The sequence below is a fragment of the Fructilactobacillus sp. X2R5C3 genome, assembly GCF_059901325.1.
Genome location: NZ_JBWXUY010000004.1, coordinates 108191 through 135009 on the forward strand (window position 1 = coordinate 108191; position 26819 = coordinate 135009).

General features: G+C 40.5%; 25 protein-coding genes. 9 read left to right on the plus strand and 16 right to left on the minus strand.

Translation table 11 applies throughout. From position 1 onward, the window contains the following. Positions 1–354: 354 nt before the first annotated feature. Together AC6UDE_RS06530 and AC6UDE_RS06535 are read right to left on the minus strand one after the other, a co-directional pair. Complete coding sequence (locus AC6UDE_RS06530) at positions 355–792, minus strand: MerR family transcriptional regulator (protein ID WP_500694070.1); 438 nt, start codon at positions 790–792, stop codon at positions 355–357. Positions 793–809: 17 nt separating this feature from the next. Beyond that, complete coding sequence (locus tag AC6UDE_RS06535; RefSeq protein WP_500695822.1) at positions 810–1466, minus strand: histidine phosphatase family protein; 657 nt, start codon at positions 1464–1466, stop codon at positions 810–812. 134 nt (positions 1467–1600) lie between these two features. Here AC6UDE_RS06535 and AC6UDE_RS06540 point away from each other — a divergent pair, with 134 nt between their 5' ends. Next, on the plus strand, positions 1601–3739 hold the full coding sequence (locus AC6UDE_RS06540; protein WP_500694072.1) for an LTA synthase family protein: 2139 nt from the start codon (positions 1601–1603) through the stop codon (positions 3737–3739). 104 nt (positions 3740–3843) lie between these two features. Next, on the plus strand, positions 3844–4656 hold the full coding sequence (locus AC6UDE_RS06545) for a hypothetical protein (protein ID WP_500696969.1): 813 nt from the start codon (positions 3844–3846) through the stop codon (positions 4654–4656). 40 nt (positions 4657–4696) lie between these two features. Here AC6UDE_RS06545 and AC6UDE_RS06550 read toward each other — a convergent pair whose 3' ends face one another. Both AC6UDE_RS06550 and AC6UDE_RS06555 read right to left on the minus strand, forming a co-directional pair. Next, positions 4697–5665: a type I phosphomannose isomerase catalytic subunit gene (locus AC6UDE_RS06550; RefSeq protein WP_500696970.1), complete on the minus strand. Its 969-nt coding sequence runs from the start codon at positions 5663–5665 to the stop codon at positions 4697–4699. An 86-nt stretch (positions 5666–5751) separates the two neighbouring features. Then, entirely contained in the window at positions 5752–6741 is a 990-nt protein-coding gene (locus AC6UDE_RS06555; protein WP_500696971.1) for an NAD(P)/FAD-dependent oxidoreductase, read from the minus strand. Between the two features lie 150 nt (positions 6742–6891). On the opposite strand from AC6UDE_RS06555, the gene AC6UDE_RS06560 reads away from it, so the two are divergent. Further along, entirely contained in the window at positions 6892–7851 is a 960-nt protein-coding gene (locus tag AC6UDE_RS06560; RefSeq protein WP_500696972.1) for a nucleoside hydrolase, read from the plus strand. Between the two features lie 64 nt (positions 7852–7915). On the opposite strand, the gene AC6UDE_RS06565 is transcribed toward AC6UDE_RS06560, so the two are convergent. Both AC6UDE_RS06565 and spx read right to left on the minus strand, forming a co-directional pair. Then, positions 7916–8725, minus strand: a complete 810-nt coding sequence (locus tag AC6UDE_RS06565) for a Cof-type HAD-IIB family hydrolase (RefSeq protein WP_500695828.1) — start codon at positions 8723–8725, stop codon at positions 7916–7918. A 61-nt stretch (positions 8726–8786) separates the two neighbouring features. Then, entirely contained in the window at positions 8787–9185 is a 399-nt protein-coding gene (gene spx, locus AC6UDE_RS06570) for a transcriptional regulator Spx (RefSeq protein ID WP_010022968.1), read from the minus strand. Positions 9186–9387: 202 nt separating this feature from the next. On the opposite strand from spx, the gene AC6UDE_RS06575 reads away from it, so the two are divergent. Beyond that, entirely contained in the window at positions 9388–10932 is a 1545-nt protein-coding gene (locus AC6UDE_RS06575; RefSeq protein WP_500696973.1) for a bifunctional metallophosphatase/5'-nucleotidase, read from the plus strand. A 43-nt stretch (positions 10933–10975) separates the two neighbouring features. On the opposite strand, the gene rny is transcribed toward AC6UDE_RS06575, so the two are convergent. Further along, positions 10976–12568 (minus strand): ribonuclease Y, encoded by a 1593-nt coding sequence (gene rny / locus AC6UDE_RS06580; protein ID WP_500696974.1) that lies wholly within the window; start codon positions 12566–12568, stop codon positions 10976–10978. 130 nt (positions 12569–12698) lie between these two features. Between rny and AC6UDE_RS06585 the strand changes: the two genes are divergently transcribed. Together AC6UDE_RS06585 and AC6UDE_RS06590 are read left to right on the plus strand one after the other, a co-directional pair. Continuing rightward, complete coding sequence (locus AC6UDE_RS06585; RefSeq protein WP_500694080.1) at positions 12699–13106, plus strand: helix-turn-helix domain-containing protein; 408 nt, start codon at positions 12699–12701, stop codon at positions 13104–13106. 9 nt (positions 13107–13115) lie between these two features. After that, positions 13116–13961, plus strand: a complete 846-nt coding sequence (locus tag AC6UDE_RS06590; protein WP_500696975.1) for an SAM-dependent methyltransferase — start codon at positions 13116–13118, stop codon at positions 13959–13961. 190 nt (positions 13962–14151) lie between these two features. On the opposite strand, the gene AC6UDE_RS06595 is transcribed toward AC6UDE_RS06590, so the two are convergent. Then, positions 14152–14625: a hypothetical protein gene (locus AC6UDE_RS06595; RefSeq protein ID WP_500696976.1), complete on the minus strand. Its 474-nt coding sequence runs from the start codon at positions 14623–14625 to the stop codon at positions 14152–14154. 15 nt (positions 14626–14640) lie between these two features. Then, positions 14641–15060 (minus strand): hypothetical protein, encoded by a 420-nt coding sequence (locus AC6UDE_RS06600; RefSeq protein WP_500696977.1) that lies wholly within the window; start codon positions 15058–15060, stop codon positions 14641–14643. A gap of 136 nt (positions 15061–15196) precedes the next feature. On the opposite strand from AC6UDE_RS06600, the gene AC6UDE_RS06605 reads away from it, so the two are divergent. Next, positions 15197–15637, plus strand: coding sequence for a universal stress protein (locus tag AC6UDE_RS06605; RefSeq protein ID WP_500694084.1), 441 nt, complete (start codon positions 15197–15199; stop codon positions 15635–15637). Between the two features lie 52 nt (positions 15638–15689). Next, the gene (locus AC6UDE_RS06610) at positions 15690–16574 is read left to right on the plus strand and encodes an RluA family pseudouridine synthase (RefSeq protein ID WP_500694085.1); all 885 of its coding nucleotides are present in this window, start codon (positions 15690–15692) and stop codon (positions 16572–16574) included. A gap of 56 nt (positions 16575–16630) precedes the next feature. On the opposite strand, the gene AC6UDE_RS06615 is transcribed toward AC6UDE_RS06610, so the two are convergent. The 4 genes from AC6UDE_RS06615 to AC6UDE_RS06630 all read right to left on the minus strand — a co-directional run bounded on the left by AC6UDE_RS06615 (position 16631) and on the right by AC6UDE_RS06630 (position 23374). Further along, positions 16631–19039, minus strand: coding sequence for a phosphoketolase family protein (locus AC6UDE_RS06615; protein ID WP_500695833.1), 2409 nt, complete (start codon positions 19037–19039; stop codon positions 16631–16633). Positions 19040–19274: 235 nt separating this feature from the next. Then, the gene (gene gltX, locus AC6UDE_RS06620; RefSeq protein WP_500696978.1) at positions 19275–20780 is read right to left on the minus strand and encodes a glutamate--tRNA ligase; all 1506 of its coding nucleotides are present in this window, start codon (positions 20778–20780) and stop codon (positions 19275–19277) included. A gap of 150 nt (positions 20781–20930) precedes the next feature. After that, the gene (locus AC6UDE_RS06625; RefSeq protein ID WP_500696979.1) at positions 20931–21656 is read right to left on the minus strand and encodes a GntR family transcriptional regulator; all 726 of its coding nucleotides are present in this window, start codon (positions 21654–21656) and stop codon (positions 20931–20933) included. Positions 21657–21769: 113 nt separating this feature from the next. Beyond that, positions 21770–23374, minus strand: a complete 1605-nt coding sequence (locus tag AC6UDE_RS06630; RefSeq protein WP_500696980.1) for an Nramp family divalent metal transporter — start codon at positions 23372–23374, stop codon at positions 21770–21772. Between the two features lie 112 nt (positions 23375–23486). Between AC6UDE_RS06630 and AC6UDE_RS06635 the strand changes: the two genes are divergently transcribed. Then, the gene (locus AC6UDE_RS06635; RefSeq protein WP_500696981.1) at positions 23487–23987 is read left to right on the plus strand and encodes an aminoacyl-tRNA deacylase; all 501 of its coding nucleotides are present in this window, start codon (positions 23487–23489) and stop codon (positions 23985–23987) included. A gap of 34 nt (positions 23988–24021) precedes the next feature. Here the strand turns inward: AC6UDE_RS06635 and AC6UDE_RS06640 are convergent, their stop codons facing one another. From AC6UDE_RS06640 to AC6UDE_RS06650, 3 genes are all read right to left on the minus strand, one after another. Further along, the gene (locus tag AC6UDE_RS06640) at positions 24022–24663 is read right to left on the minus strand and encodes an HD domain-containing protein (protein ID WP_500696982.1); all 642 of its coding nucleotides are present in this window, start codon (positions 24661–24663) and stop codon (positions 24022–24024) included. 79 nt (positions 24664–24742) lie between these two features. Beyond that, positions 24743–25714: an AEC family transporter gene (locus tag AC6UDE_RS06645; protein WP_500694092.1), complete on the minus strand. Its 972-nt coding sequence runs from the start codon at positions 25712–25714 to the stop codon at positions 24743–24745. 133 nt (positions 25715–25847) lie between these two features. Next, positions 25848–26819 (minus strand): AEC family transporter, encoded by a 972-nt coding sequence (locus AC6UDE_RS06650; RefSeq protein ID WP_500696983.1) that lies wholly within the window; start codon positions 26817–26819, stop codon positions 25848–25850.

Below are 26819 nucleotides of genomic sequence, written 5' to 3' on the forward strand. Positions count from 1 at the left end.
GCCAATTTCTTGAAATTCGCTTTCCATCGTTCACACCTCCGACATAATTAATGATTATTCAAAAGTATATACTTTTGGTCCCTAAAAACAAGGTTCCTAACAAAAAGGGAATCGTCATCTCTGCCGATTCCCCCACTGGGTTAAATTCTAAAATACTAACAAAACTGCAACTAGTATCAAAATTGATACCAACCCCAGCACTGTCAAAATGACTTTTTCAAGCAATGCCATTATCAAATGACCCTTCCTAGCACTCTACTTTTTCTACTGCCAATAAATATGCTACCGTACATGAGTCATTCCGTCAAAAAACACCAAAACTAATTATCAGCTTCGGTGTCTTTTCGAGTAATTTTAGTTATCTTTTACGAGGTACTTAACTTCCCCGTCGTCATCAAGGTAGCCATACAAACGCTTCGTGTGCGCATCATCAAAGTATCCCATGTCTGCCATTCGTTTTCCATTTACTTCGTCACAACCATGATCCACTCGCTTAAAAAAGGAATACAAAAAAGCAATTCGTGATTTAAACTGCGTCGCCTTTTGATAAGCAGACGTCAGGGTGTAACCGTCATCTAGATATTCTTTCATTAACTTAATCAGTACAAAATTTGAAAAATTGAAAACTCGTGACGCTAATTTTTCAACTCGGGTACTTCTCACGTATCCCTTTTTCTCCCAGTATCGGAGTTGTCTTGGTGATACCCCCGTCATCTTACTAACTTCACCAATTCGAAAAATAAAGTCCTGCATGTTAAAGGAATTGATGATCTTGTCATTAGCTTCATGCATTTGTCGCCTCGCCTCCACTACTTATTGTATTCAGTGACCTTGATTTGATTACCATCAACACTCATCTTAGTAATACTGCCATTCTCGGGACGTTTTGTCATATCATACTGTCCGTCAGAAAAACGTTCTACTAAACTAAGCAGGGTATTTCCGTGACTAATCAAGAGGACGTTGTCGCCGTCTTGAACCTTAGCATCGTGAGTAATCATATCTAACCCCTTATCAAGTCGTTTCCAGTAATCAGCTGCATTTTCAGCCATATGGAAAGGATCAGCCTCTTTCATATAGTCCTTAGCCGTATTGATATCATATTTATTTACAATGTCTTTAAAAGTTGGTACTCCATGAGGTGCTCCGGCCTCGTACCACGCTTCATCCATGTTTAATCCTTCAAAATAACCATAAAATTGTTCACGAAAATTGGGAGATACGACAGGCTCATTAATATCTGAAACTAAATTATCGTTTAGAATAATCTTGGCGGTATCTTCAGCACGAGTAGTATCACTGCAGTAAGCTTGAACAAATTTGATGTTAGATAAACGTTTAGCGGTCTTTTTGGCACCAGTAATTCCCTTGTCGGTTAGTGGTGAATTACTCCAGCCTTGTAATTTGTTAAAAATATTGAAATAAGTTTGTCCGTGTCGGACAACGTATAGGGTAAATTTTGCCATTGTATCTCCTCCATTCACACTCTAAGTATATCACTTGTGGGCTTTAACTTTTCTCTAAGATTCTCCCTCAATCCTACCCAAATTTAATAAATCTGATAAGATAGGGGTTGGACTTAAAAAGGGGACTTTATACCTTGAAAACGATCAAGAAAATTCTGTCTAAATGCAATACTAGAATCGGGTTTTTCGTCTTACTAGTAGTGCTTTTTTGGGCTAAAACAATTTACGCATATTTCACTGACTTTAATTTGGGTGTCGACAGTATCTTTCAACTGTTTTTGCTCCTAATTAATCCAATTGCAACCACCGTTATTATGTTAGGTTTGGCGCTTTATCTAAAACCAGCTAAACTTTTTTATCCAGCAATCCTGTTTCTGGATTTTCTAAACACGGTTCTTTTATACTTAAACGTAATTTACTTTCGTGAATTCACCGACTTTATGACGGTGTCGACCATGACCGGTTATTCCAAGGTCAACCAGGGACTAAGCGGAAGCTCATTAGCACTAACTTCGCCCCACGACGTTTTTTACTGGATTGACATCGTGATCGTCATCCTCTTGCTTTTGTTTAAAGTAATTAAGATTGACAAACGGCCACTACAGGCCCGAGTTGGTTTTGCGGTTTTCTCACTTGGAGCCCTTATGTTAGTTGGTAACATTACTTTGGCCGACATGGATCGTCCCCAATTATTGACCAGAACCTTTGACCGCACTTACATCGTTAAATACCTGGGGTTGGATTCTTTTACCGTCTATGACGGAATTAAGTCTCAACAAACCAATAATATGCGGGCCAATGCCAATAAGTCTGACTTAACGGGGATTCTTAAATTCAAAAAAGAACACTACGCCGCTCCTAACAAGAAAATGTATGGGATTGCCAAGGGTAAAAATGTCATTATCATTCATCTAGAAAGTTTTCAGCAGTTCGTGATTGATAAAAAGATCAATGGCCAGGAAGTCACTCCATTTTTAAACAAGTTGTATCACAGTAAGTCAACTTATTCCTTTGATAACTTCTTCCATCAGGTTGGCCAAGGTAAAACGTCCGATGCAGAAAACATGCTCGAGACTAGTACTTATGGTCTCCCACAGGGATCCTTATTTGCTCAACTTGGCAGTGACAACACCTTCCAGGGTGCTCCTGCCATCCTTGGTCAAAAGGGATACACGTCCGCCGTCTTTCACGGAAACGTTGCTAGCTTCTGGAACCGAAACAACACTTACAAAAACCTAGGATATGACTACTTCTTTGACGCCAGTTACTACGATACCTCGGGTGATAAGTCAACCGGATACGGACTGAAGGATAAGCTCTTATTTAAAGATTCAACCAACTATCTTCAGCACCTCCAGCAACCGTTCTATGCTAAATACATCACCGTTACCAATCACTTCCCATATCAACTAGACGCTGAGGATCAGAAGGATTCTGATTTCAAGGCTCCTGATACTAATGATGAAGCCGTTAACAACTACTTTGTAACGGCCCACTATCTCGACCAATCAGTTCAGGAACTCTATGAGTACCTTGACAAAGCCGGTTTACTAAAGAACTCCGTGATTGTCCTATACGGGGATCACTATGGCTTATCGAACTCTGAAAACACCAGCTTAGCACCGCTACTTGGAAAAGACCCTAACGACTGGAATGACTTTGATAACGCCCAATTGCAACGAGTTCCATTCATGATTAACATGCAAGGAATCAAGAATGGTCACGTGGATCATACCTATGGTGGTGAAATTGATGTACTTCCAACCTTGATGCACCTTCTTGGAATCAGTTCCAAGAAGTACATCCAATTTGGGACGGACCTCTTCTCCAAGCATCATGATCAGGTCGTTGCTTTTAGAAATCGGGACTGGGTTTCTCCTGAGTACACTTCGGTTAATGGGACGGTCTATGATAACAAGACCCAAAAGGTAATCCATCCGGATAAAAAGTTGAAACAGAAGTTAGAAAAGACGCAGGATAAAGTCAATCTGGAACTCTCGTTATCCGATACGTTGAATGAACAAAACCTACTTCGTTTCTATCATCCTAAGGGATTTAAACCAGTTAATCCGCAGAAGTACAATTATGCTAACGGATTGGACCATGAAGAAAACATTGAAAAGAAGCTTGGAAAAGCCTCAACCAGTCTCTACTCAGAACGACATGATAAGAGTACGAACAGTTTATACCATACCGATGCTCCTGAGCTTTACCATAGTTCAACTAACTCTAATCGAATTCAAATTACCAACCCTGATTCAAACAAAGAATAACTATAAAGAACCCACATCAGTTGATGTGGGTTCTTTTGTATGACTGTACTAGTTTTTACCTGTGCTATAATACGGGTAAATCTAGGGATGGAAGGTTATAAATTATGACTAAATATACAGTTACAAAAAGAGCCAAGCAGTATAAACAGCCCCGTGGTGGTTTCATTCCCGTCTCATCCCTTCACATCAAGCAGTTTACGCCAGACGAATTTCTGCCGATTGCTAGTGAAAACATCACGCCCAGCTTTATGGGACTGGTCGTCGACTATCTAACACGGTTTGAAGTCACCGGAGACGTCGTGGCAGCATTCAGTATTCCTGAAATTGGTGCCCATAACGTTGACCTACTAGCGGCCGAAAAGACTGGGCACCATTACGATGGTAATATGGACCGTTTTAAACAATTAACCAGTGAAATAAATTCCGGACTTGATGATGACAGCATTCAGTGCGCCATTCAACTCGTTAATTATGACATTGCCTACCGGATGGGACCTAGTTACTACGTTCCTCGTCCCAAGTACCAAGCGAATGAGGTTACCATTGAGCACATTAAACAAATGGTTAACCGGGGCGTTCAGTTCTTGAAGCAAGCATCAGAAGATGGTCCCATTACAATTGACTTTGATTTTCCCGGTGCGTACACCGACACCGTCGTAAACGGCGATGGTGACTACCTGACCAAGGATGGGCTGTGGGATTTCAAGGTATCAAAGGCTAAACCAACCAATAAATTCACCCTCCAGATCCTGATGTACTACATCATGGGGCTCCATTCAGCAAATAAGTCTTATTTTGAAATGGTTAAGCAGTTAGGCTTGTTTTATCCACGCCAAAATTGCCTGTATTGGATTAACGTAGCCGACATCAAAACCAAGACGCTAGAAACGGTGGCAGAGGATGTCATTGGATACTAAAATACCACTATCATTGAGGTAGTGGTATTTTTGTCATATTTTAGTTTGCGGTTGTCTGAATAATTCGGAGGTCTCCCTTTAACTGATACGTTTTGGCTTGAACTGGCAAGACATAGGTACTTCCCTTTTCAAGCGAATACGATTTGCCATCGACAATTAGTGTCCCTGTTCCATCAATAACAACGTTCACTGAATAAGTCTGCATGTCTTTAATCTCGGCTTGACCGTGAACCACAATTTGATAAACGTTAAAGTACTTTGATTTCAATAGACGTGTCCGGGCTGGATTATTTGAATCGACAACCAGTTGGGTTTGCTCGGGGTCTGGTAGAACGTTCGGAGTATTGGTTACTTTAATGGCATCTTCTACCTGGAGTGGTCGTTTCTTCCCCGTCTTTTGATCCAACCGGTCGAAATCATAAAACCGGAGCGTGTTGTCAGAATTTTGTTCCACCTCAAGAGCGACAATGCCTGCTCCCAAAGAATGAAGCGTCCCCGCTGGTACATAAACCATCTCACCTGGTTGAACCGTTTTCGTTTCTAAAATCTGGTCTAACTGGTGGTTTTTAATGGCCTGCCGAATTTCATCCTTACTTTTGGCGGAATGACCGTAATATACCTTTGAATCTGGTTTGGTGTCTAAAATGTACCAGCACTCAGTTTTTCCATTCTTTTCATTAAAGTACTTTTGCGCGTTCTCATCACTTGGATGAACCTGGATTGACAAGTTTTCCTTGGCATCCAAAATTTTAACCAATAGTGGAAAGGAGGCGTTAGCCGGATGCCCACCAAATAGTGCTGGATGTTTCTTCCAAACTTCTTTTAAAGTCTTTTCATCGTAGGGTCCGTTATAAACCACTGACAAGTCATCACCATAAGTCGAAGCAATCCACGCCTCTCCAACGTGATTACTATTTAACTGATAGTGATACCGCTTTAGTTCGGTTCCACCCCACATCTTATTCTGTAAAACGGGCTTTAAAAATAAGGGAAATACTTCATTTGTCATGAACATCATCCTCCAGTTAAGAAATTTCAACTAGTTTCATGATAGCATCATGTTAATGGTTTCACAACATTTATCCTTTCTTTAACCTACTTGCGGTGAAGCGAAGTACTGTGAACGGGTCCCCTTCGGTCGGGATAAATTTCTTTCATTAAAACGTTAATGGCGGTGGGAGCCTCACCAAATCCGGTTGCGATCAAGTCTTGTTTGCCGGGATAAGTAATCTGATCCCCAATCGCAAAGACCCCTGGCACACTGGTCTCAAAAGATTGATCAACCTCAAGCAAGCGATGATCAAGGGCTGGTTGAATCTGCCATTCCTTTAACTGGCGATTATTCGAAATAAACCCGTAGTTCACCACGAGATCATCCACCATCATTTCCATCTCGTCATCTTCAGTCTTAACCTTTTTACTGGTAACCCTTAAACGATTATCAATCTCATCCAGTCGTTTGATTAAGTATGGAGTAACCACTTCAACGGATGACTCTTTCAATCGGTCAACCATGTACTCAAGACCACGAAATTCGTCCCGTCGGTGCAATAAAAATACCTTATTTGCAACACGTTCAAGCATTAAAGCCATGTCAACGGCGGAATCGCCACCACCAGCGACCATGACGTCTCGCCCCTTGAACTGGTTTAAATCATTGATACTGTAAAAAAGACGTTTCCCAGTGAGTTCTTCGGCATTTTCAGCCCGTAGTTCACGTGGCTTAAAGGCACCGTTTCCGGTCGCAATGATGACGGCTTTACTCTTAGTGGTCCCCTTACTGGTTTCAATCTCAAAATAGTCATCTTTTTTAATCACATCGACTACCTTACTCTCGACCTTTTGGTCAACATCAACGGTGTCAAGTTGTTTTTGCAGCTGTGAAATCAGCTCGTCACCCGTGACGCCCGCAAAACCAGCAACGTCCAAAATGGTCTTTTCAGGATAAAGCGCTTTGACCTGGCCCCCAAGTTCAGGAAGGCTCTCAATGATCTGCGTTTTAGCATCCCGCAGGCCAGCGTAAAACCCCGCAAACATCCCAACGGGACCGCCGCCAATAATTGTTATATCGTACATATTTTCCATTTTTATCACTCTTTATCTAATTTTATCTTTAACCAAAGTTTACCATGCAAAGACAAAATAAAAAAACCAATTTCATATCTATCGCAATTTCCTACATATTAAAGTATTATAAAGTTGTACTGTAACTGAAGTTATATAGGAGGACTTTATATGAGTACCAAAAAAATGATTTTGGACCTTGATACTGGAATCGATGACTCAATGGCACTAACCTACGCGGTTGGCAATTCTGAGATTGATTTAATCGGGGTCATTGCTTCGTTTGGCAACATCGAAGCCGAACGGGCAGCCGTTAATACCCTTAAAATTTTAGATTTACTTGGTGCTTCAGACGTTCCGGTCTTTATTGGTGAAACTCATCCATTAAGCGAAGATTATGTCAGAATGCAAGTCAGCGCTGACATTCACGGTGAAAATGGGATTGGCGACGTTGACCTTCCCGAACCAAGCGGTGCGGTCCAAAGTAAAAACGGGGTCGATTTCATGATTGAATCCGCTAAAAAGTACGGCAATGATCTAACGATTGTGCCAACTGGTCCTCTTACTAACTTAGCCCAAGCAATCAAACAAGCTCCAAAAGCTATGGAGAAGGTTGGCAATGTGACTTTAATGGGTGGTGCTTTAACAGTTCCGGGTAATGTCACCCCCGTCGCCGAGGCCAACATCAACCAAGATGCCATTTCAGCAAACGAAGTTTTTACCAGTAACCTTCACATCAACATGGTCGGCCTTGACGTTACGTTACGAACGCTTTTGACCAAGCAAGAAACCCAAAAGTGGCGCGATTCTGGGACAATGGCTGGAAAGAAAATGGCTGACATCGTGGATTTCTACATCAACATCTATGCTGATATGTATCCTGAACTTGGCGGCTGTTCACTTCATGACCCACTCGCCGTTGGTGTAGCGGTCAACCCTAGTTTCGTAAAATTCATTGATATGAATATGATCGTTACCACCAAACCCGACGCATACTATGCTAGAACGATTGGTGATAAGAATCGATTAGATGATCCTAACACCAACGTTAAGGTGGCTGTAGCGGTTGACTCCAAACGCTACTTAAAAGAATTTATGAAAAATATGAATAATGCGTTTGAGACCATGTAAAAAACCAAATAAAAATGAGCTAAACATAATTGTTTAGCTCATTTTTATTTGGTTGTGTTTATATTTATTGATCAGCTTTAAAATATTGCTTTAAAAAAACTGCCACACCATCATCGTCATTCGATTTAGTCACATCCGTCGCAATTTTCTTGATTGGTTCCTGCGCATTCGCCATCGCAACTCCAACCTTGGCCTTCTTAATCATTCCGGCATCGTTTTCAGCATCACCAAATGCCATTAGATTAGAAAAATCATCACCATAGTGACTAAGCAATGCTCCTAATCCATAGGCTTTATCAACACTGGGTGCCAAGAATTCTAGGATTTGGGGTTGTGAACGAACAATGTGATACTGCTTTTTCACATCTTCGGGCATGTCACTAACAGCTTTATCAAGAACGTCTGGTTCGGCTGCGATAACCGCCTTAGAGTAGCTTTCGTCTGGCATCTCAGAAAACTTAGTTGGTACAAACTGCATGTCAGCATTCAACATTTGTTGATAAATCGATGGTTTTAAATCGGAGATTGGATAAACCTGGGTAAAATCAAGAATATCTAACGGGAGGCCGTTTCTTTGAGCGTATTCATAAAGTAATTTGAACGCATCTCGATTCATCCCACGCTTAAATAATTCATACTTATCGGCATTTCGAACCACGAGCCCACCATTAAATGTGATGGTATAATCATCTGGCTCATCAAGGTCTAGTTGCTTAATGTACTTCCAAATGGCATTGATTGGTCGTCCAGTACAGAGCACCACTTTGATACCCTGTCGGTGTAACTTTTTTAACTCGTCTTCGTTTACTTTACTGATCTTCTTATCACCTGTAAGCAGTGTGTTGTCAAGATCGAGTGCGATCATTTTAATCATATTAATTCCTCATCATTTAAATTATTCATAAAAAAACGCCCATACCGGGCGTTTTCATATCTTAAGAAGTTAACTTCGACTCTAATTGTCTCAATTCTGCTTCACGAACATCTCGCGGTAAGAACCGTCTAATTTCTTCTTCGTTGTAGCCAACTTCAAGACGTTTGTCATCAAAAATGATCGGACGCTTGATTAGGTCAGGGTACTTTACTAATAGGTCAACTAACTCGGTTAAAGATAAGTCATCTAAGTTCAAGTGCAGTTTCTTAAAAACATTTGATCTTGTTGAAATAATATCCTCACTGCCATTTTCGGTTAAACGAAGAATTTGTTTTACTTCGTCAGCGTTAAGTGGGTTTGAATTGATGTTTCGTTCCTTAAATGGAATATTATGGTCTTTCAACCAAGCACGGGCTTTACGACTTGATGCGCTGCTTGGTGCAACATATAAATTCAACATGTAATAACCTCCTCATGTCTAACATTTAACATGACTTGTTTAAATTAGTACGAATGTACTTATTAAACAACTAAATTGTATCATATATTATTACTTCGTCAACGTTATTTTAAACTTAAATAAAGCCTGATTTCTAGCTTTTATTTACACTTTCCTTAATAAATATTATAATTTGTACTATATAAGAGGGAGAGGCCAAACTATGAAACTCAAAATACTATGTACGAGCGATATTCACGGTTATTTAGCGCCAACAAATTACGTTAAACCAAATGAAAACATGCCCTTTGGTTTAGAAAAGGCAGCAACCACAATTAAGCACGAACAGGAAGGCTTCGACCACACCTTAATTTTAGATAATGGTGATTTTTTAGAGGGGTCTCCTCTCGCCTACTACACGGCCGAAGTTTTAAAACTTCCGAGTGCTCAGGCGATTAATAAAGCATATGATACGATTGACTATGACTTTGGCTCGCTTGGTAATCACGAATTTAACTACGGGCAAAGCTACTTAAAAAATACCATCAAAAACACCAAGCGCCAGTTTATCTGCGCCAACATCCTAAACGAAAAAGATGAGCCAGCCTTTGGGTCGGCCTATGCCATTAAAGACTTTGGGGATCTAAAGGTGGGAGTATTAGGTCTTACCACTCAGGCCATTAACCAGTGGGAGAATAAGGCCAACGTTAAGGGGCTTAAGTTTAAATCTGGCTTAGAAACGGCCAAAAAATATGTCCCAATTCTTCGCCAAAAAGCTGACGTGGTGGTTATTTTGTATCACGGGGGGTTTGAAAGAGACAAAGTAGGTAAACTTAGTGAAAAATTCACTGGTGAAAACGAAAGTTATCAAATTTTAAAAGAAGTTCCCGGAATTGACGCTTTAGTGACGGGTCACCAGCACCGAAAGCTCGCTAACCATCTCTTTGGCGTTCCGTACGTTCAACCCGGACATCGTGGTGATTACGTAGGCCAAATTACCCTTGATATTAATGATAACGATAAAACGGTGGTCAACAGTAACGCCAAACTAATCTCAACGGCTCAAAATAAGCCATTTCAACCGACCAAAAACATCGTTGATCCAGTCGACCAAGACGTTGAAAAATGGCTCTCAAAACCACTCTCAAAGATTAAAGGTAATCTCAAATATAAAGATCCCTTCGAAGTTCGAACCCATGGATCGGCCTTTATCAATTTTATTCAAAGGGTCCAAATGGAAACAATGGGGGTTGATATTTCGGCAACCGCGCTCTTTACCGACGAAGCCCATGGATTCGAAAATCCAATTACCATGAGAAATATCATCACCAACTACGTCTATCCAAATACGTTAGCAGTCTTAAACATTACTGGAGCGGACTTAAAAGCTGCTCTTGAAAAAACGGCTGATTATTTTGCCTTAAAGGATAATAAAATCATTGTCAACCCCGTATATACTTATCCGAAACACCGGGACTATAACTATGACATGTACGCGGGCATTGATTACACTATTGACGTCTCCCGGCCGATTGGTTCCAGAATCGTTAACTTAACCTATCACGGTCGCCCAGTTCTGGACCATCAGCCCTTGAAGATCGTCTTAAACGCATACCGCGCCGTTGGTGGCGGCCACTACCCCATGTACGATGAAAGTAAAATTATTTCCTATAACACCATTACCATGAGTAATTTGATTGCGAAGTACCTTCAAGATCATCCCGTAGTCGACGCTAACAACCAGCAAAACTTCAAAGTCATTAAATAAAAAAGTTCCTCACCACGTAAATACCAATGGTGAAGAACTTTTTTTATCCAGCTTTTTTCTTTTTATTGTTTTTCGGTTTACCGCCCACGTACTGAACGGCTTGCAACTGTCGAATTGTAGTAACCTTAATTTTACCAGGATAGGTCAATTCGTTTTCAATTTGGTCCTTTACTTCATTGGTTAACTCACTACTTTGCGTATCGTTAACCTTCTTTGGATCAACCATGATTCGAATCTCACGACCTGCCTGAATGGCGTAACTATCCTTAACACCGGGATGTTCATTCGCAATTTTTTCCAAACTCTTTAATCGATTGATGTACTCTTCGACCGATTCGCTTCTGGCACCTGGTCGAGCTCCTGACATTCCGTCTGCCACTGCGACCAAAATAGCGTATGGGTTATCTGGTTCAACGTCCCCATGATGAGACGCAATCGAGTTTATGACAATTGGATCTTCACCATAAGCCTCAGCTAACTTCACTCCCAGTTCAACGTGTGTTCCGGAAACTTCTCTGTCAATCGCCTTCCCGATATCATGGAATAATCCAGTCCGTTTAGCCATCCGAACATCTAAACCAAGTTCAGCAGCCATCACAGCTGATAGTTCGGCAACTTCAATGGAATGCTCTAAGACGTTTTGACCATACGACGTTCGAAACTTTAAGCGTCCCACCGTCTTCATTAGGTCCGGATGAACCCAACCAAGGTGCAAGTGACTAACGGTCATCTCACCAGTCTTTCTTAATTCATCCAAAACTTCCTGTTGGGTTTGATTGATTTCATTTTCAATTACACCATTATTAACCTGCTTAACGGCCAACAGATCGTTAATGGAATTGCGCGCAATCTCTCTTCTAACCGGATCACTGGTACTAATGATTAACGTTTCCGGGTGTTCTGGATCAAAAATTAAATCAACCCCGGTAAGGGTCTCAATCAATCGTAATCGTTGGTCATCTTTGCCAGCAATCTTGGCGCGCATTCCAGCATCCGGAATAATCACTGAGCGCTCAATGTGGTCACGAGGAACGTCAACTGGCCCCTCTTGAACTGCCTCAATCATAAGATTACGGGCCTGTTTGGCAGCATTAAATGCCATTAAGTCATTATTTTCCTTAACGGTAGTATCAAAGTCACGCTTTAAATCAGCTTCAAGAGTGGCCAAAACGAGCTGTTTGGCTTGACCTTCAGTTAATTCACCCCGATCGTGGATGATTTGTTTTCTTTGCTTCTCAAGTTCTAAGACGTCATTACGAGCCTTTTTGAGGTTTTCAACTAGAAGGTGATTACTGTTCCTTTTAATTGTCAGAGCGGCCTCTGACTTGTCCAAGCGGGCAACGGAAGTCTCTAAGCTTTTTTCTCTATGATCAATTCGCAGTTTGCGGCTCTCATTTTCTTGAACTTGGGCATCGAGTTCAGTTTCTTCTTCTTTACGATAATTTTCAGCTGCTGTTTTACTTTTATCTTCAAGTTTTCTTTTAGTATCATTAATCTTAACTTGATTATTATCTTTAATCTTACTAGCAGCAGTTCTGGCAGCTGTCAGTCCCTTGTAGACGTGTTTTTTTCGTGCGTAGTAGCCACATGCTGCTCCAAGTAAGAGTGCAATAATAATTGCAATGGAAGTTATCAATTTGACACTTCCTTTCTTTTCAATTCATTTTAATCTATTTAAATAATAACATTTAAATCTTTATTTTAAAATAAGTCACTCGTGCTTTTTGATGATATCATGAAGTATAATGGTATTAAGGAGTGATTCTATGTTTCCTGAAAGACTCAGAGCTTTACGAACCGGTCAGAAAATCACATTGACTGACCTTGCAAACGGATTAAACACAATGTTTCCCACTGACAAAGAGCATGAGAATACCGCCTCACAGATCGGCAATTGGGAACGTGGAATCCGTAATCCTTCTTACATTGAAGTCAAAAAATTAGCTGAATTTTTTGGGGTGTCAATGGACTATTTGAGTGGCCGAGTTGACCATGAAGAATCCGATCTTTCCAAGTTATTTATCTCTGGAAAGCAACTCTTCTTCAACGGCGAAGCCATTAATAACAACGATCGGTACGAGATTTTTCAACTTATCAACGGCTACCTTCACGGTAAACAAAACAGAGACGATGACCACAAAAATCACCAAGAATCGCTTGACTTACACTACTAAGGACATCAAATGGATAAACGTAAACTCAGAAAAAAACTCAAAAAACGTCATCAGTTGAAACAGGCGACTCCACCTTACATTCATCAAATGGAACAGTATCGTGACGAGTATCGGGAGTATCCTGAGATTAAATACTTAATTAACAACGTCTTAGCAGCCAATCAATTACTTACAGCTGGTAGACTTCCGCAGGATTTGCCCAAGCTGATTCTTCCTGATGACATTCAGGACCAGATTTATCAAAAAATCAATTCCAAGTACGCCATGAATGATCGTAGCGGTGATTCCGAATGGAACCGGCTTTCAGGCGATCTTTCTGACCTTGACAAGCATTTGCGTGACTTTCGTGATTATCTCGAAAATCAATACGGGATGTGGGCCTACATCTCCTCATCGTTTACCTACCATCTTGCAAAATACTTAGATGGTCATGCTGCCCTTGAAGTGATGGCAGGTAACGGCTACATCTCAAAAGGACTCCGTGATAACCACGCAAACGTCATCGCAACTGACAGTTTAGATTGGCAAAACGAGAACGAAACTGGCAGACATCCTGTCATTAACGTGGAAAAGTTATCAGCTCTCGACGCATTTCACAAGTATCAGGACCAGATTGACTATGTAATTATGTCGTGGTCTCCAGATGGCATTCCAATCGATAATGAACTTCTTGAAGCAATCAGAAAGTCAAATCGTGATATCAAATTAATCGTCATTGGTGAGAAAGACGGGGCCACCGACTCCAAAGAGTTCTGGCAAAACGCACAACTTTACGATGACGAGGGCATTAAGAACCTGAATCAACACTATTCAAACTTCGATTTAATCCAAGATCACGTTTATTTAGCAAAATAAAAAAGCTTCCAACAAAAGTTGGAAGCTCTTTTTGGCATCTGAACAAGTCAGACGGACTAACTAGGTGTTCACATCACCTGCTAATCAAACCATCTGCAATCCGGCAGATAAACATGGTTCCCACAATCAGACTAAAAAGTCTGCTCGGCTCTTCGCATGCTTGTATTGTATCATAATTTGCAATTAAAAGCTATTTGGAACTTGCATCATCCTGTTCATTAGCCGCAATCTGATCTAATTTATCCTGAGTCCAGTCAACGAACTGCGCCAAATAAGTCCCATCGGGCTCCTTTTCAAAACTAGTTGAATCCGCCAACTCATCAATTCGCATTTTAGAACGGTTGACGTTGGGAGAAGCAATGATCATGTACACATTGACTGATTTTATCCCGTCTCCCACCGTTATTTTAGCAATGTTTTTAGCGTAGTCTAGCGGTAAATTAATGACTGAGGTCTGCAGTTTCAGCTGAATGTCATGATCAGAAACGGTGATTTCCGCGCTGGCAATCTTGTCTTCTTTCAGATTACTTGCGATAAAATCAGTCATCTTCTTCAAGTTTCCCTTTAAGTCAGATTGCAACTTTTTAAGGGACATTTCCGACACCTGTTTCTGAAAATCATCATTTCCAGCCACTTCAACAAACTCTTTTTCATCAATTTTCATTTCAGTCACCTAACTTTATTTTCTAAACTTCATATAATGAGCCACACGTTCTTTCGTCGTTGCCTTTCGGACCTGATAAGCAATCATGAACCAGTAAATATTTACACCAATGGAACCAATTACCAGCACAATGACGGCAATTCGAAGTGGCCATGTTGCATGACTAATGGTAATCATCGCAATAATCGCTGCGATTAACCCAATCGTGTAAATAACCTGAACGGCTGCCAACAAATAATATCCTAAACGACTTTTAAACGCAACCATAATCATCGGAATCAAATACATAATGGCTGCAATGGCTGACGTGCGAACTAGGCCACTGACACTCGACTTGACCGTTAATTTCATGATTGGCATCGTCATAACAATGTTTACAATCCAGAACAATATCAGTGAAATAAACGCCCACGTTAACGTCTGTTTTCTTTTCATTTTACTCATCCTTTTAGCTTCAGTATAACGAACTTCTCAATTTGATACCAACAATTTTTGTTTTAGCTAAATTCGTTACGTAAATTCTTAAAACATGGTATAGTTAGTGTATAAGAAAACAAATGAGGTGAGCTAAATGGCCAAGAATTACAAGAGGATTTTAGCACCGGTGGATGGTGCTGAAGATACAATGCCTGTTATGAGTCGTGCAATCACAATGGCTAAACAAAATGACAGTCACTTAGATATTTTAAATGTAATTGAAGTTAACCAATTCAACCGTAGTTACGGGGATGCAATTACCGCCGACGCTGTTTACCAGTTAACTGACAAGACAAAGAAGATTCTTGAAACTTTGAAACAACAAGCAATTGACGCTGGGGTAACCGACGTATCAATTCATATGCGTTTTGGTAATCCCAAGAAAGTCATTGCCAAGGAATTTCCAAGCGATCACCATGATGACCTGATCATCATCGGTGCTACTGGTCTTTCAGCCGTTGAACGTTTGATGGTTGGCTCGGTCACTAGCTACGTCACACGTGCTGCTACTCAAGACGTCTTAGTAGTCAAATAGTCACAAAATCTCTACCCACTTATTGAGTGGGTTTTTTATTTTGAGGAATTTTATGAAGAAATGGAAATATGAATTAACCGTCCCAAAATCATTTGATCAACAAACCGTTCGGGAGTATCTGCACGAATATCTTTTAATTCCCAAGCATTTGATTTTCTCACTAAGAAAAAATCATCGCGTGTTAATTAACGGTCAGTACCTGCCCATGAACTTTCTGGTTAAGCAAAATGATCGAGTCACACTCGAGTTTATTGCTGCCGATTTTAAAGTCCCGTTCCCACACGTTCCATCAGATTCATCGAAACCACTAAACGTTGTCTACGAAAACTCTGACTTTTTAATTGTTAACAAGAATCGCGGCGACAAGACTCATGCCAATCAACCTCACGAAATGGGATCCACCCTTAATTTTGCTGCCAACTACCTTCAACCCCAAAACGACGCTTACATGGTTCATCGCTTAGATCAACAAACCAGTGGTGCACTTATCATCGGCAAGAATCCATCCGTGGTCCCCATCTTAGTCAAAATGATTGAAATTAAAGCAGTCAAGCGAACTTACTTGGCCTGGGTTCATGGTCATTTTAAAAATCAATTGGGAGTAATCAATCAGCCAATTGGTTTTGATCCTTACGATCAGCGTAAACGCAAAATTAACGGACCAAATTCTAAATCAGCGATCACAAATTACAAGGTCATAAAAACGGATCCAGACAAAACCCTCGTGGCCCTTCAACTTCAGACCGGTCGAACCCATCAAATCAGGGTGCACTTGGCTTCCACTGGTCATCCGATTATTGACGATCCCTTGTACGACCCGAACGGTTATCCTAATCATCCCATGCTGCTTCATTCTTGGCGGGTCCAAATGATGACACCGTTCTACCATCAACCACTTGAAGTTATTGCCCCACTACCGCCTGAATTCAATATGTAAACAAAAAGAGTGAACTCATATGAGTTCACTCTTTTCTAATTAATTAGTTACATTAATTATTTCTTAGCTGGTTTTTTAAGTGGTTCCCATTTCCAGTTTTCAACTTCTGGCAAGTCAGTACCGTACTCTCTAATGTAGTGGTCGTGCTTGTCGAGCATGTTGTTCATTTCTTGGATAAATCCAGTACCCTTAAGGGCGTATTCTGGAATATCAGAAACAACTTCCTTAGACAAATTGAATCGGTCTAATTGGTTCAAGACACGCATGTCAAATGGTGTAGTAATGTCACCATTTTCACGGTATCCATGAACGTGAACGTTCTTATTGTGACGATCAAAGAAGATGGTTCTGATAATATCTTCGAAACCGTGGAATGCGAATACAACCGGTTTGTCCTTAGTAAAGAGTTGATCGAATTCCTTGTCACTAATACCACGAGGGTCTAGTTCTGGGTTACGTAACTTAAGCAAATCAACAACGTTGATGTATCTAATCTTCATTTCAGGGAAACGCTTGTGCAAGATTGAAATTGCAGCAAGGGTTTCAAGAGTTGATTCAACACCAGCAGATGCCATAACAACGTCAGGTTCTTCACCATTGTCAGTTGAAGCCCAGTCAATGTAGCCAAGACCGTTCTTAACAAGGTTTGAAGCTTCGTCAATGTTAAACCATTGTGGACGTGGGTGCTTTGAAGTAGTAATCAAGTTAATTCTTTCGTAACTATCAAATGCTTCGTTACCTACAGCCAATAATGTGTTTGCATCAGCTGGGAAGTATTCACGGATAAACTCAGGTTTCTTTTCAGACAAGTGGGTAATCATACCTGGATCTTGGTGAGTGTAACCATTGTGATCTTGTTGGAATACAGTTGATGAATCGATGAAGTTCAATGCAGGATACTTGTTTCTCCATTCGAGTTCAGAAGCTTTTCTCAACCACTTGAAGTATTGAGTAAGCATTGAATCTACAACTCGACCGAAGGCTTCGTAAGTAGCGAAGAATCCATGACGACCAGTAAGGGTGTATCCTTCAAGCCAACCTTCGTCTTGGTGTTCTGATAGTTGTGAATCAATCAAACGACCATAGTGAGCCATGTACTCATCATATGGTGGGTTGATATTTGGCAACCATTGACGACGAGTAACATCGAATAGGTGCCATAATCTGTTAGACCATGTTTCATCAGGGCCGAATCCACGGAAGTTATTAGGATTTCTCTTAGTAACGTCACGTAGCCATTCGGACCAAACAACCATGTCTTCGTTTTCAGTAGCACCTGGAGTCTTGATATCAAGAGCGTAATCACGGTAGTCAGGTAAGTCTAATGGCTTAGGGTCGATACCACCGTTAGTGATTGGGTTCGTTGACATCCGTTTGTCACCCTTAGGAGCTAATTCTCTAAGGTATGGCTTTAAAGTACCATTTTCATCAAATGATTCTTCAGGTTTGTAACTCTTCATCCATTCTACGAATTCATCAGCAGTACCCATGTCATCTGCTGATAGTGGAATTGGAACTTGGTGAGCTCTAAATGATCCTTCAATTGGAAGACCTTCAGCGTTCTTCTTAGGGCCAGTCCAACCCTTAGGTGAACGGAAGATGATCATTGGCCATTTTGGTTCTGTAGCAGTTTCTGCAGTTTGGTTCTCACGAGCGTTCTTTTGAATGGCTTTAATTTCTTCAATTGAAGCATCCATAACTTTAGCAAGCTTTTCGTGAGTTTCCATTTGGTCGGTACCGTAAGGCATGTTAGTTTCAACGAAACGAGGCTTCCAGCCCATACCTTCAAAGTACTTAGTAATGTCTTCGTCAGTCATACGAGCTAAGACAGTTGGGTTAGCAATTTTGTATCCGTTTAAGTTAATGATTGGTAAAACAGCACCATCAGTAACAGGGTTGATGAACTTACTTGACATCCATGAACCAGCCAAAGGACCAGTTTCTGATTCACCGTCACCGATTTCAACGGCAGCGATAACATCAGGATTATCAAAGATTGCACCAACACCATGTGAAAGTGAATAACCTAATTCTCCACCTTCATGAATTGAACCTGGAGTTTCAGGTGCAGCATGTGATGCAATTCCACCAGGGAATGAAAATTGCTTGAACAGGCGAGCCATTCCGGCTTCATCTTGAGAAATCTTAGGATAGATTTCTGAGTAGCTTCCATCCATGTAAGAATTTGAAACCATAACTTGGCCACCGTGACCTGAACCTTCAATATAGAACATATTAAGGTCATACTTGTTGATGACACGGTTCAAATGGGTGTAAACAAAGTTTTGTGAGGCAATTGTTCCCCAATGTCCAATTGGCTTAACCTTTACATCTTCAGAAGTCAAAGGCTTCTTAAGCAAAGGATTAGCACGTAAAAATAGCTGACCTACTGACAAGTAATTCGCAGTATTCCAGTATTGTTGCATTTTTTCAAAATATGATTTGGAATCATAATCTACTGCCATGCTATAACACTCCTTTTAAATAATCGGCAGCTCGTTTTCGAGCTGGATCTAATCTGTTTTTGAAAGCGCCAAACTTATTGGCTTACCTACAACAACTATGATAAAGACTTTTGGTGAAATGTCAACCATTTCGACAATTGATACGAACCAATTTTAAGCCCTTAAAAACCCTAATTTCAAGCAATTTTAAGCACTAAAAAAGTCTCCAATTTTTCAATTGGAGACTTAAAATATTTTATTCAATTCCACGAAGTGCTTTATTAATTAATGCACTGATAACTGACGGTGAAAATAGTCCCATAATCTGCGCAACTTGGGGAGCAGATGTGTCACCAGTAAAGATGACGTTTAGTGGGAAGTAAAGCTGTTTACCCTTCATCCCCGTTTCTTTGCCAACCTCATTAACAATTGGACCATAATCAAGTCCCTTATTTTGACCGTTTTCACTGGCCTCATGAATCTTGTCTTCTAAAGCATTGAATAACTTTTCCAAATCATCGTGTGAAAAGTCGCTGAGTTTTGAGTAATCAATGTTTTGACCCAAAATATTGTAATAGAAATCCATGTATTCCATGATTTCAGTCAACTTAAACACACTGTGTTTGTAAATATCAATCACCTGTTCAGCGTAATCGTGCAGGTTGGGAATGTCATCTTCTTGAATCTTCTTGGCAATGTCAGTCTGCCCTTCGTCAACGAGTTCGACCACCCGATCGGCAAGTTCACTTGATGGCATGCTCTTTACGTATTGCGAGTTAATCCAGTCTAATTTGTGTTGGTCAAAGAAAGCTGGCGATTTTGACATTCGCTTTGGATCATACGCCTTAATCAGTTCGTCCTTTGAAAAGATTTCCTTTTCACCAACCGGTGACCACCCAAGAAAGGCAATGAAGTTAAAGATTGCTTCACGTAAGTATCCCTCACGCTTGTACTCACTGATGAACTGCAAAGTATCCTTGTCACGCTTACTTAATTTCTTACCGGTCTTCGGATTATAAATCAATGAGATGTGACCAAAGTTAGGGTGCTGCCACCCTAGTGCATCATAAACGGCCATTTGCTTAGGGGTGTTAGCGATGTGATCGTCACCCCTTAAAACATCAGTAATGTCCATTAAATGGTCATCGACCACCACAGCAAAGTTATAGGTTGGTAATCCATCACTCTTTTGAATGATAAAATCGCCACCTAAATTGTCAGAATTAAATTCAACCTTACCTCTCACAATGTCGTCCCATTCATAGGTATGATCCTTTGGTAAATGTAAACGAATTGTGTACGGTAATCCCTTATCTTCAGCGGCTTGAATATCAGCTTCAGAAGCACCATACCAACGTCCATCGTAATGTGGAGCCTCTTTATTTGCCCGTTGCTTTTCCCGCATCTCTTTTAGTTCGTCTTCAGTGGCAAAGTCCTTGTATGCCAGACCCTTGTTCATTAATTCACTGATGTATTTATCATACAAAGCTCTTCGCTCCGTTTGATGATAGGGAGCATACTTCGGATTAGGCTTATCAGGGCCTTCATCCCAGTCAATCCCTAACCAGCGTAAGTTGTCCATCTGGCTTTTTTCACCACTGTCAACGTTACGCTTTAAATCAGTATCTTCGATTCGAAGAACCATCGTTCCGCCGAAATGTTTTGCAAACAGATAATTAAATAAAGCAGACTGTGCATTTCCGATGTGTAAAAAACCAGTTGGGCTTGGTGCATATCTAACTCTAACGTTCTTTTTCGCCATCTTAATACTTCCTTCTTTGCCAGCATTGGCACTCTTTTAAATCTCTTCGTACATTCTTACATTACGTTAATTCCGAACCAATGTACGTGCTTACAACAATTCCATTATATCACTTTTAAACTAACTCAAAAAATTGAGTAAAAGTCGATTCTAGTTATTCAAATCAACAAAAGTGTTGTAATTAAAGTACTTATAATTAATGCGCATGTTGGAAATTTCAAACGGGGTTCCATCGTCTAAAAAGAAAATCCCACCCATGACCACGACTGGTTCATCAGGTTTTAAGTTCAATAGTCTTTGATCATCAATCGTGGACGGTTGGGCTTCAATCGACATGTAGGATTTGGTTCCCGTCTTGTTTAGCTTTTCCTCTAAGTAGTTAAAAATCGACCCCTTAACCACTCGCTTACTCATCTTGGGCGCCACTTTAACCGGAATATAACCAGACTCGATAATAATAGGTGTCGAATCAACCGAGCGGAGCCGTTTAATCTCATACACTTCATCACCTTGATTTAGAAACAGATCTTCTAAAATCTCAGGGGTGGGGGCAACAACTTTAAATTCCAATAAATCAATCTTTGGATCGTACCCCTCAACCTTCAGATTATTGGTAATTCCAAGGTTAGATCCCTCGTAACTAAAAATGGATTTATTCTTCAAATAAAGTGGATTAATAAAGGTCCCAGAGCCACGTTTCTTAAAAATAATTCCTTGTTCCGCTAGGATACCTAAAGCTTGCTTAACCGAGCTCCGACTGACGTGGTACTTTGAACTTAAAGTCCGTTCATCCGGTAAACGATTATTATTGAAATAGTTGGAATCAATCTTCTTTTTTAAATCATCCATTACCCGTTTATAAACTAGATCAGCCATTCAATACTCCTTATTAGACGTTTCTTACCCATTATTTTAACATATTAAAAATAATAAATTTTGGCTAAAAAAATAGAGCTCCGATCAAATCGAAGTTCTATTTTTCTAATTAATTATTCGTACTGATCGACTTCTTTTTTCGCGTTCTTATGTTCCTCCATGAACCGTTTATTACTCTTGTACAAGTCCCAAACGACCCAAGTCAAGAGGGCCAGAACTAAAACAATCAAGATGTAGGCAATCCAGTTCCCCATATCGGTTTGAGCTGGAGTTGGATTATCACCAAAGAAGCTGACAATCTGACTTGGCAAGCCATACAGATTCAAGAAAGTCAAAGCAATCACAGATGCCCAACCAGCAATTTTAACCCAGAGGGCATTAACGAACCGTTTTCCACGCATTTCAAACTTACTATCGGTAAAGATCAGAAGCGGCAACATGGAGAATGGTAAAGCAAACGCCAAGAAGACCTGTGAGTTGTTCATCAGAGTATTAAGCGCTTCATGCTCTTCAATGGCCGGTTTTCCACTACTCAAAAGTACACAAATAACAACTGGGATGATTGAAATGACACGGGTTACCAAACGACGAGCCCACAAAGGCATTCTCATATGGATGAAACCTTCCATAACAACCTGACCAGTCAAAGTACCAGTGATAGTGGAGTTTTGACCAGAAGCAAGCAAAGCCACGGCAAACAGGATTGAAAGGACTCCGGTTTTAGCAACACTTGCTAGTAATGGGTTGGTCATAAAATCAGGATTCTTTAAGGCAGCAAACAAACCAAAGAATGATGGGTCTTTAACGGCACCAGACTTGAAGACCGCAACCCCCATAATCAATAACAATGCGTTAACAAAGAACGCCATTGTCAATTGGATGTTGGAATCCCAAGCTGAAAATTTAACTGAGCGTGCCACTGAATCCTCGTCGTTATTATCAGTCTTACGGGTTTGCGAAATGGCAGAATGTAAGTATAGATTATGCGGCATAACGGTGGCTCCGATGATACCTAAGGCACCACTTAATGGAGTTTGACCACCTACAAATGGATGGGTTTGAACGGTTTTGATGTTTGGAACTAAGTTTAAGAAAACCTTTGACCACTGTGGGTTTGAAAGAGTTACTTCGTAGGCAAATACCAAGAAAATAACACAAATCAAACAAACAACAATGGCTTCAATCTTTCTAAATCCAATACTTGTAAGTAGTAACAGTACCAAAACATCAAGAACCGTAATTAAAACGGCAATCAACAATGGAATATGGAATAGCAAGTACAACGCAATCGCTGCCCCGATAACTTCCGCGATATCGGTCGCCATAATTGCTAACTCAGTTGTTATCCAAAGGATAACCCCTAATGTCTTACTACTTCTTGCACGAATCGCCTGCGCTAAATCCATTTGTGTCACGATACCAAGTTTAGCCGCCATGTATTGAAGTAACATCGCGATCAAACTTGAAATCAAGATAATTGACATCAGCAAGTATCCAAAGTTCTGACCACCGGTAATTGAAGTTGACCAATTTCCGGGATCCATGTACCCCACCGCAACTAACGCTCCTGGTCCTGAATACATGAATAATGTTTTCCAAAATCCTAATCCTTCAGGGACATCAACGCTTCCGTTAATTTCTTGGAGGGATTTACCATTCGCATACTCAATTAGGGCATGCTTTTTCTTTGGTGCTTTTTTTTCATCTTTCTCACTCATTTTCCTTTGCATCTCCTTCCACGTTGATTCTACATAAATAAGAATTAAAAGTAAATGAAATTTTTACTTATATTTTATTAATATGATAAAATACCTCCGAGAGGTGAGCCATTTGTCAAAGAAAAAAAAGAATCAAGTCCACAAAACCTTAGTCGAACAAATCCTTGAAAAACACAATATTCCTTTTCAACAGATGATTTTTGCCACCCATCAAGAGGGAGACGTTCAACAAATCACCACTAACGAAGCTGACGTTGATCAACATTTAATCTACAAAACGTTAGCACTGACTGGAAAAACAACTGGTCCCGTCATTGGAGTGGTTCCCTTAGATGAACGCTTAAGTTACAAAAAGTTAGCCAAGGCTTCTGGCAACAAAAAAGTGGGCATGGTTCCCCTAAAAGACTTAGTTAATACGACTGGATATGAGCACGGTGCAAATACCCCCATCGGAATTTATGAACAAAAGGGTTATCCCATCTATATTGATGAAGAAGCCCAAAAACAGGGTGACATCATTGTGTCATCCGGTCAGATTGGTCGTTCTGTTAAAGTAAATGCCGAAGACGTCAAACAATTAGTCAACGGAACCTTTGCTGATATTACCGAATAAACTAAAAACGTCGATCCCTTTGGATCGGCGTTTTTTATCCATCCCATTCGTTTTTAAATTCAGCAACAAATTCACGCATGTACTGAGTTCTCTTCTTTCCAATTTGTTTAGCAGCCTCGGTATTTAAATCGGAAGCAATCTTAAACAACTTTTCGTAAAAATGATTAATGGTGGTATCGTCAGTTGCGTTGCGATAATCTGCTTTAGTAGTTAAAGTCCGCGGCTTAATTTTCGGATCATAAATGGTCCGATGATGTACCCCACCATACTGAAAGGCTCGCGCAATTCCAATCGCACCAAGAGCATCTAATCGATCAGCATCTTGAACGATTTGACCCTCTTTTGATAACGGTTGTTTGTGTTCAATGTTGTCACTAAAAGACATGTGGTTGATGATGTCCATCACCTGCAAAATCTCATCAGGACTAAAGCCAAATTCAGCTAATTTATTTTTGACTTCCTCTCTTTTAGCGTCTGGATCATCCACCAATTTATCGTCAAAAACGTCATGTAAATAAGCAGCTGAAAGGACAATCTCACCGTTAGCTGGTTCGGTCCCCATCAATTGTAAGACCATGTTTGCGACCCGTTGGATGTGGTCAAATCCATGTCCACTCTTATCCTTACTCATGTTCTCTTTGGCGTACTCTTTTACCTTTGCAATTTTATCGTTCATGTCTCTCACTCCTACTAAAATAATTTCCCACATTATAAATATATAACTAAAAAAGAAGCCATCCAATAGCTTCTTTTACTTACATAATAAAATTAATAATTTCCATCAGGATCGGAACCACGATAACAAACAACACGGTGCTGGTTACCACTAAATTAGTGGCATAGTCCACGTCCCCATGGGATTGACTAACTAAAATCGGCAAAACCGCTAGTTCGGGCGTTGCCGACTGAATTACCAACGTCCCAAACTCTGGAAAGGCCATGTTCACGCCAAAATGCATAAACGCTAAGAGGGTTCCAATCATGATTGCTGGCGCAATCACAAATCTTCCTACCAGTCCGGCAATGGTATCCTTATCAAAATGAATTGAAGATAAGCCGGCATCGGCTAAAATGATTCCAATGTAGATCAATGCCAACGGTGTCACTAATCCACCAATCATGTTGCAGGTCTTATCAATCCAAGCTGGCAATTTGACGTTCACGATCAAAATCCACGCCAAACCTAAGATAAATCCAACCAGTGGCGGCGGTAAAATCTGTTTGAGGGTAACCTTCTTTTTCTTTTTTCCCCTTTGTTTCGTTGGGTCATCTCCTGAAATGAAGAAGATTCCGATCGCCCAGGTTGAGACGGTGTTCATCACATAGTAGACCAAGAAATATGTCATCCCGGCGTTTCCAAACAACGCAATGTTTAAGGGTAATCCCATAAAAATCGTGTTGGCGTTGACCGACATGTTGATAAAGGCCCCTCTTCGACCCCTTCTGATCCTTAAAACAAAAACCAATGCGATTGCGATTACATAACCCAGGGTAAAACTAATCAACGTGTATAGTAGTCCGCCAACTAGTCCAACTAATTTTCCCCGATTCAAATTATCCAAAACGGAAATAAAAATCGAAACTGGTAAGGCAATGTTCATAATTAAGAACGAAACATTTCCCTTAAAACCATCCGTCATTTTGTTGGAACGACGAAGAAAATACCCTAAAGCAATAATAATAACAATCTCAGCGACACTCTCTAGTGAGGCAATAAATGCGGTCACTGTTTAATCCCTCCAATTAATTAATAAATGAAATTATGCATACTTCTACGTTACCACTTTCAAACCGGGACCGTGGCATGGCACACAAAAAAGAAGCCAGATTGAACGTCTGACTTCTTTATTAATTACTTACTTATACAATGAAGTTGATAATGGCCATCAAGATTGGAACGACGATCACAAACAGAATCGTACTGGTTACAACCAGGTTAGTAGCGTAATCAACGTCACCATGGGACTGACTAACCAGAATTGGAAGCACAGCCAAACCAGGGGTGGCAGATTGAATTACTAAGGTGCCAAATTCGATGTTTGGAATCCCAGCACCGGTGTGCATGAAGACCAGTAAGGTTCCAATCATAATTGCCGGAGCAATCACGAAACGAGCAAGTAGTGCGGCAATGGAATCCTTATCAAAGTGAATTGATGAAAGACCGGCATCGGCCAAAATAATCCCAATGTAGATTAAGGATAATGGTGTTACAAGACCACCAATCATGTTACAAGTCTTGTCAATCCACATTGGCAACTTAACGTTAACAATCAGAATCCAAACTAACGCAACCAAGAAACCAATCAGTGGAGCTGGAAGCAACTTCTTCCAGTTAAAGTTCCCCTTGCTTTCACCCTTCTTCTTGGTGGGATCGTCTCCTGAGATGAAGAAGATTCCGATGGCCCAAGTTGAGATGGTGTTCATTACATAGTAAATCAGGAAGTAAGTCATCCCAGAAGTTCCAAATAGTGCCAAGTTCAAGGGCAGCCCAATGAAAATGGTGTTGGCGTTCACCGCCATGTTAATGAAAGTTCCCCTACGACCTTTTCTAATTTTTAGGATGTAGACTAGGGCAATTGCGACAATGTAACCTAACGCAAAACTAATTACGGTGTATAACAGTCCCCCAGCTAGCCCAACTAACTTTCCTCGGGTCAAATTATCTAATACTGATACGAAGATTGAAATAGGCAAAGCGACATTCATGATTAAGAATGAGATGTTTCCCTTGAAACTGTCGGCGAATTTTCCCGACTTTCTCAAGAAATATCCAAGTGCAATGACAATGACAATCTCAGCGACACTTTCTAGTGAAGTAATAAACGCTGCCAA

Excerpts from the sequence above, each read along its gene's own strand:
- AC6UDE_RS06530 (WP_500694070.1), bottom strand. The coding sequence starts at position 792 with ATGCATGAAGCTAATGACAAGATCATCAATTCCTTTAACATGCAGGAC.
- AC6UDE_RS06535 (WP_500695822.1), bottom strand. The coding sequence starts at position 1,466 with ATGGCAAAATTTACCCTATACGTTGTCCGACACGGACAAACTTATTTC.
- AC6UDE_RS06545 (WP_500696969.1), top strand. The coding sequence starts at position 3,844 with ATGACTAAATATACAGTTACAAAAAGAGCCAAGCAGTATAAACAGCCC.
- AC6UDE_RS06550 (WP_500696970.1), bottom strand. The coding sequence starts at position 5,665 with ATGACAAATGAAGTATTTCCCTTATTTTTAAAGCCCGTTTTACAGAAT.
- AC6UDE_RS06555 (WP_500696971.1), bottom strand. The coding sequence starts at position 6,741 with ATGGAAAATATGTACGATATAACAATTATTGGCGGCGGTCCCGTTGGG.
- AC6UDE_RS06560 (WP_500696972.1), top strand. The coding sequence starts at position 6,892 with ATGAGTACCAAAAAAATGATTTTGGACCTTGATACTGGAATCGATGAC.
- AC6UDE_RS06565 (WP_500695828.1), bottom strand. The coding sequence starts at position 8,725 with ATGATTAAAATGATCGCACTCGATCTTGACAACACACTGCTTACAGGT.
- spx (WP_010022968.1), bottom strand. The coding sequence starts at position 9,185 with ATGTTGAATTTATATGTTGCACCAAGCAGCGCATCAAGTCGTAAAGCC.
- AC6UDE_RS06575 (WP_500696973.1), top strand. The coding sequence starts at position 9,388 with ATGAAACTCAAAATACTATGTACGAGCGATATTCACGGTTATTTAGCG.
- AC6UDE_RS06585 (WP_500694080.1), top strand. The coding sequence starts at position 12,699 with ATGTTTCCTGAAAGACTCAGAGCTTTACGAACCGGTCAGAAAATCACA.
- AC6UDE_RS06590 (WP_500696975.1), top strand. The coding sequence starts at position 13,116 with ATGGATAAACGTAAACTCAGAAAAAAACTCAAAAAACGTCATCAGTTG.
- AC6UDE_RS06595 (WP_500696976.1), bottom strand. The coding sequence starts at position 14,625 with ATGAAAATTGATGAAAAAGAGTTTGTTGAAGTGGCTGGAAATGATGAT.
- AC6UDE_RS06600 (WP_500696977.1), bottom strand. The coding sequence starts at position 15,060 with ATGAAAAGAAAACAGACGTTAACGTGGGCGTTTATTTCACTGATATTG.
- AC6UDE_RS06605 (WP_500694084.1), top strand. The coding sequence starts at position 15,197 with ATGGCCAAGAATTACAAGAGGATTTTAGCACCGGTGGATGGTGCTGAA.
- AC6UDE_RS06610 (WP_500694085.1), top strand. The coding sequence starts at position 15,690 with ATGAAGAAATGGAAATATGAATTAACCGTCCCAAAATCATTTGATCAA.
- AC6UDE_RS06615 (WP_500695833.1), bottom strand. The coding sequence starts at position 19,039 with ATGGCAGTAGATTATGATTCCAAATCATATTTTGAAAAAATGCAACAA.
- gltX (WP_500696978.1), bottom strand. The coding sequence starts at position 20,780 with ATGGCGAAAAAGAACGTTAGAGTTAGATATGCACCAAGCCCAACTGGT.
- AC6UDE_RS06625 (WP_500696979.1), bottom strand. The coding sequence starts at position 21,656 with ATGGCTGATCTAGTTTATAAACGGGTAATGGATGATTTAAAAAAGAAG.
- AC6UDE_RS06630 (WP_500696980.1), bottom strand. The coding sequence starts at position 23,374 with ATGAGTGAGAAAGATGAAAAAAAAGCACCAAAGAAAAAGCATGCCCTA.
- AC6UDE_RS06640 (WP_500696982.1), bottom strand. The coding sequence starts at position 24,663 with ATGAACGATAAAATTGCAAAGGTAAAAGAGTACGCCAAAGAGAACATG.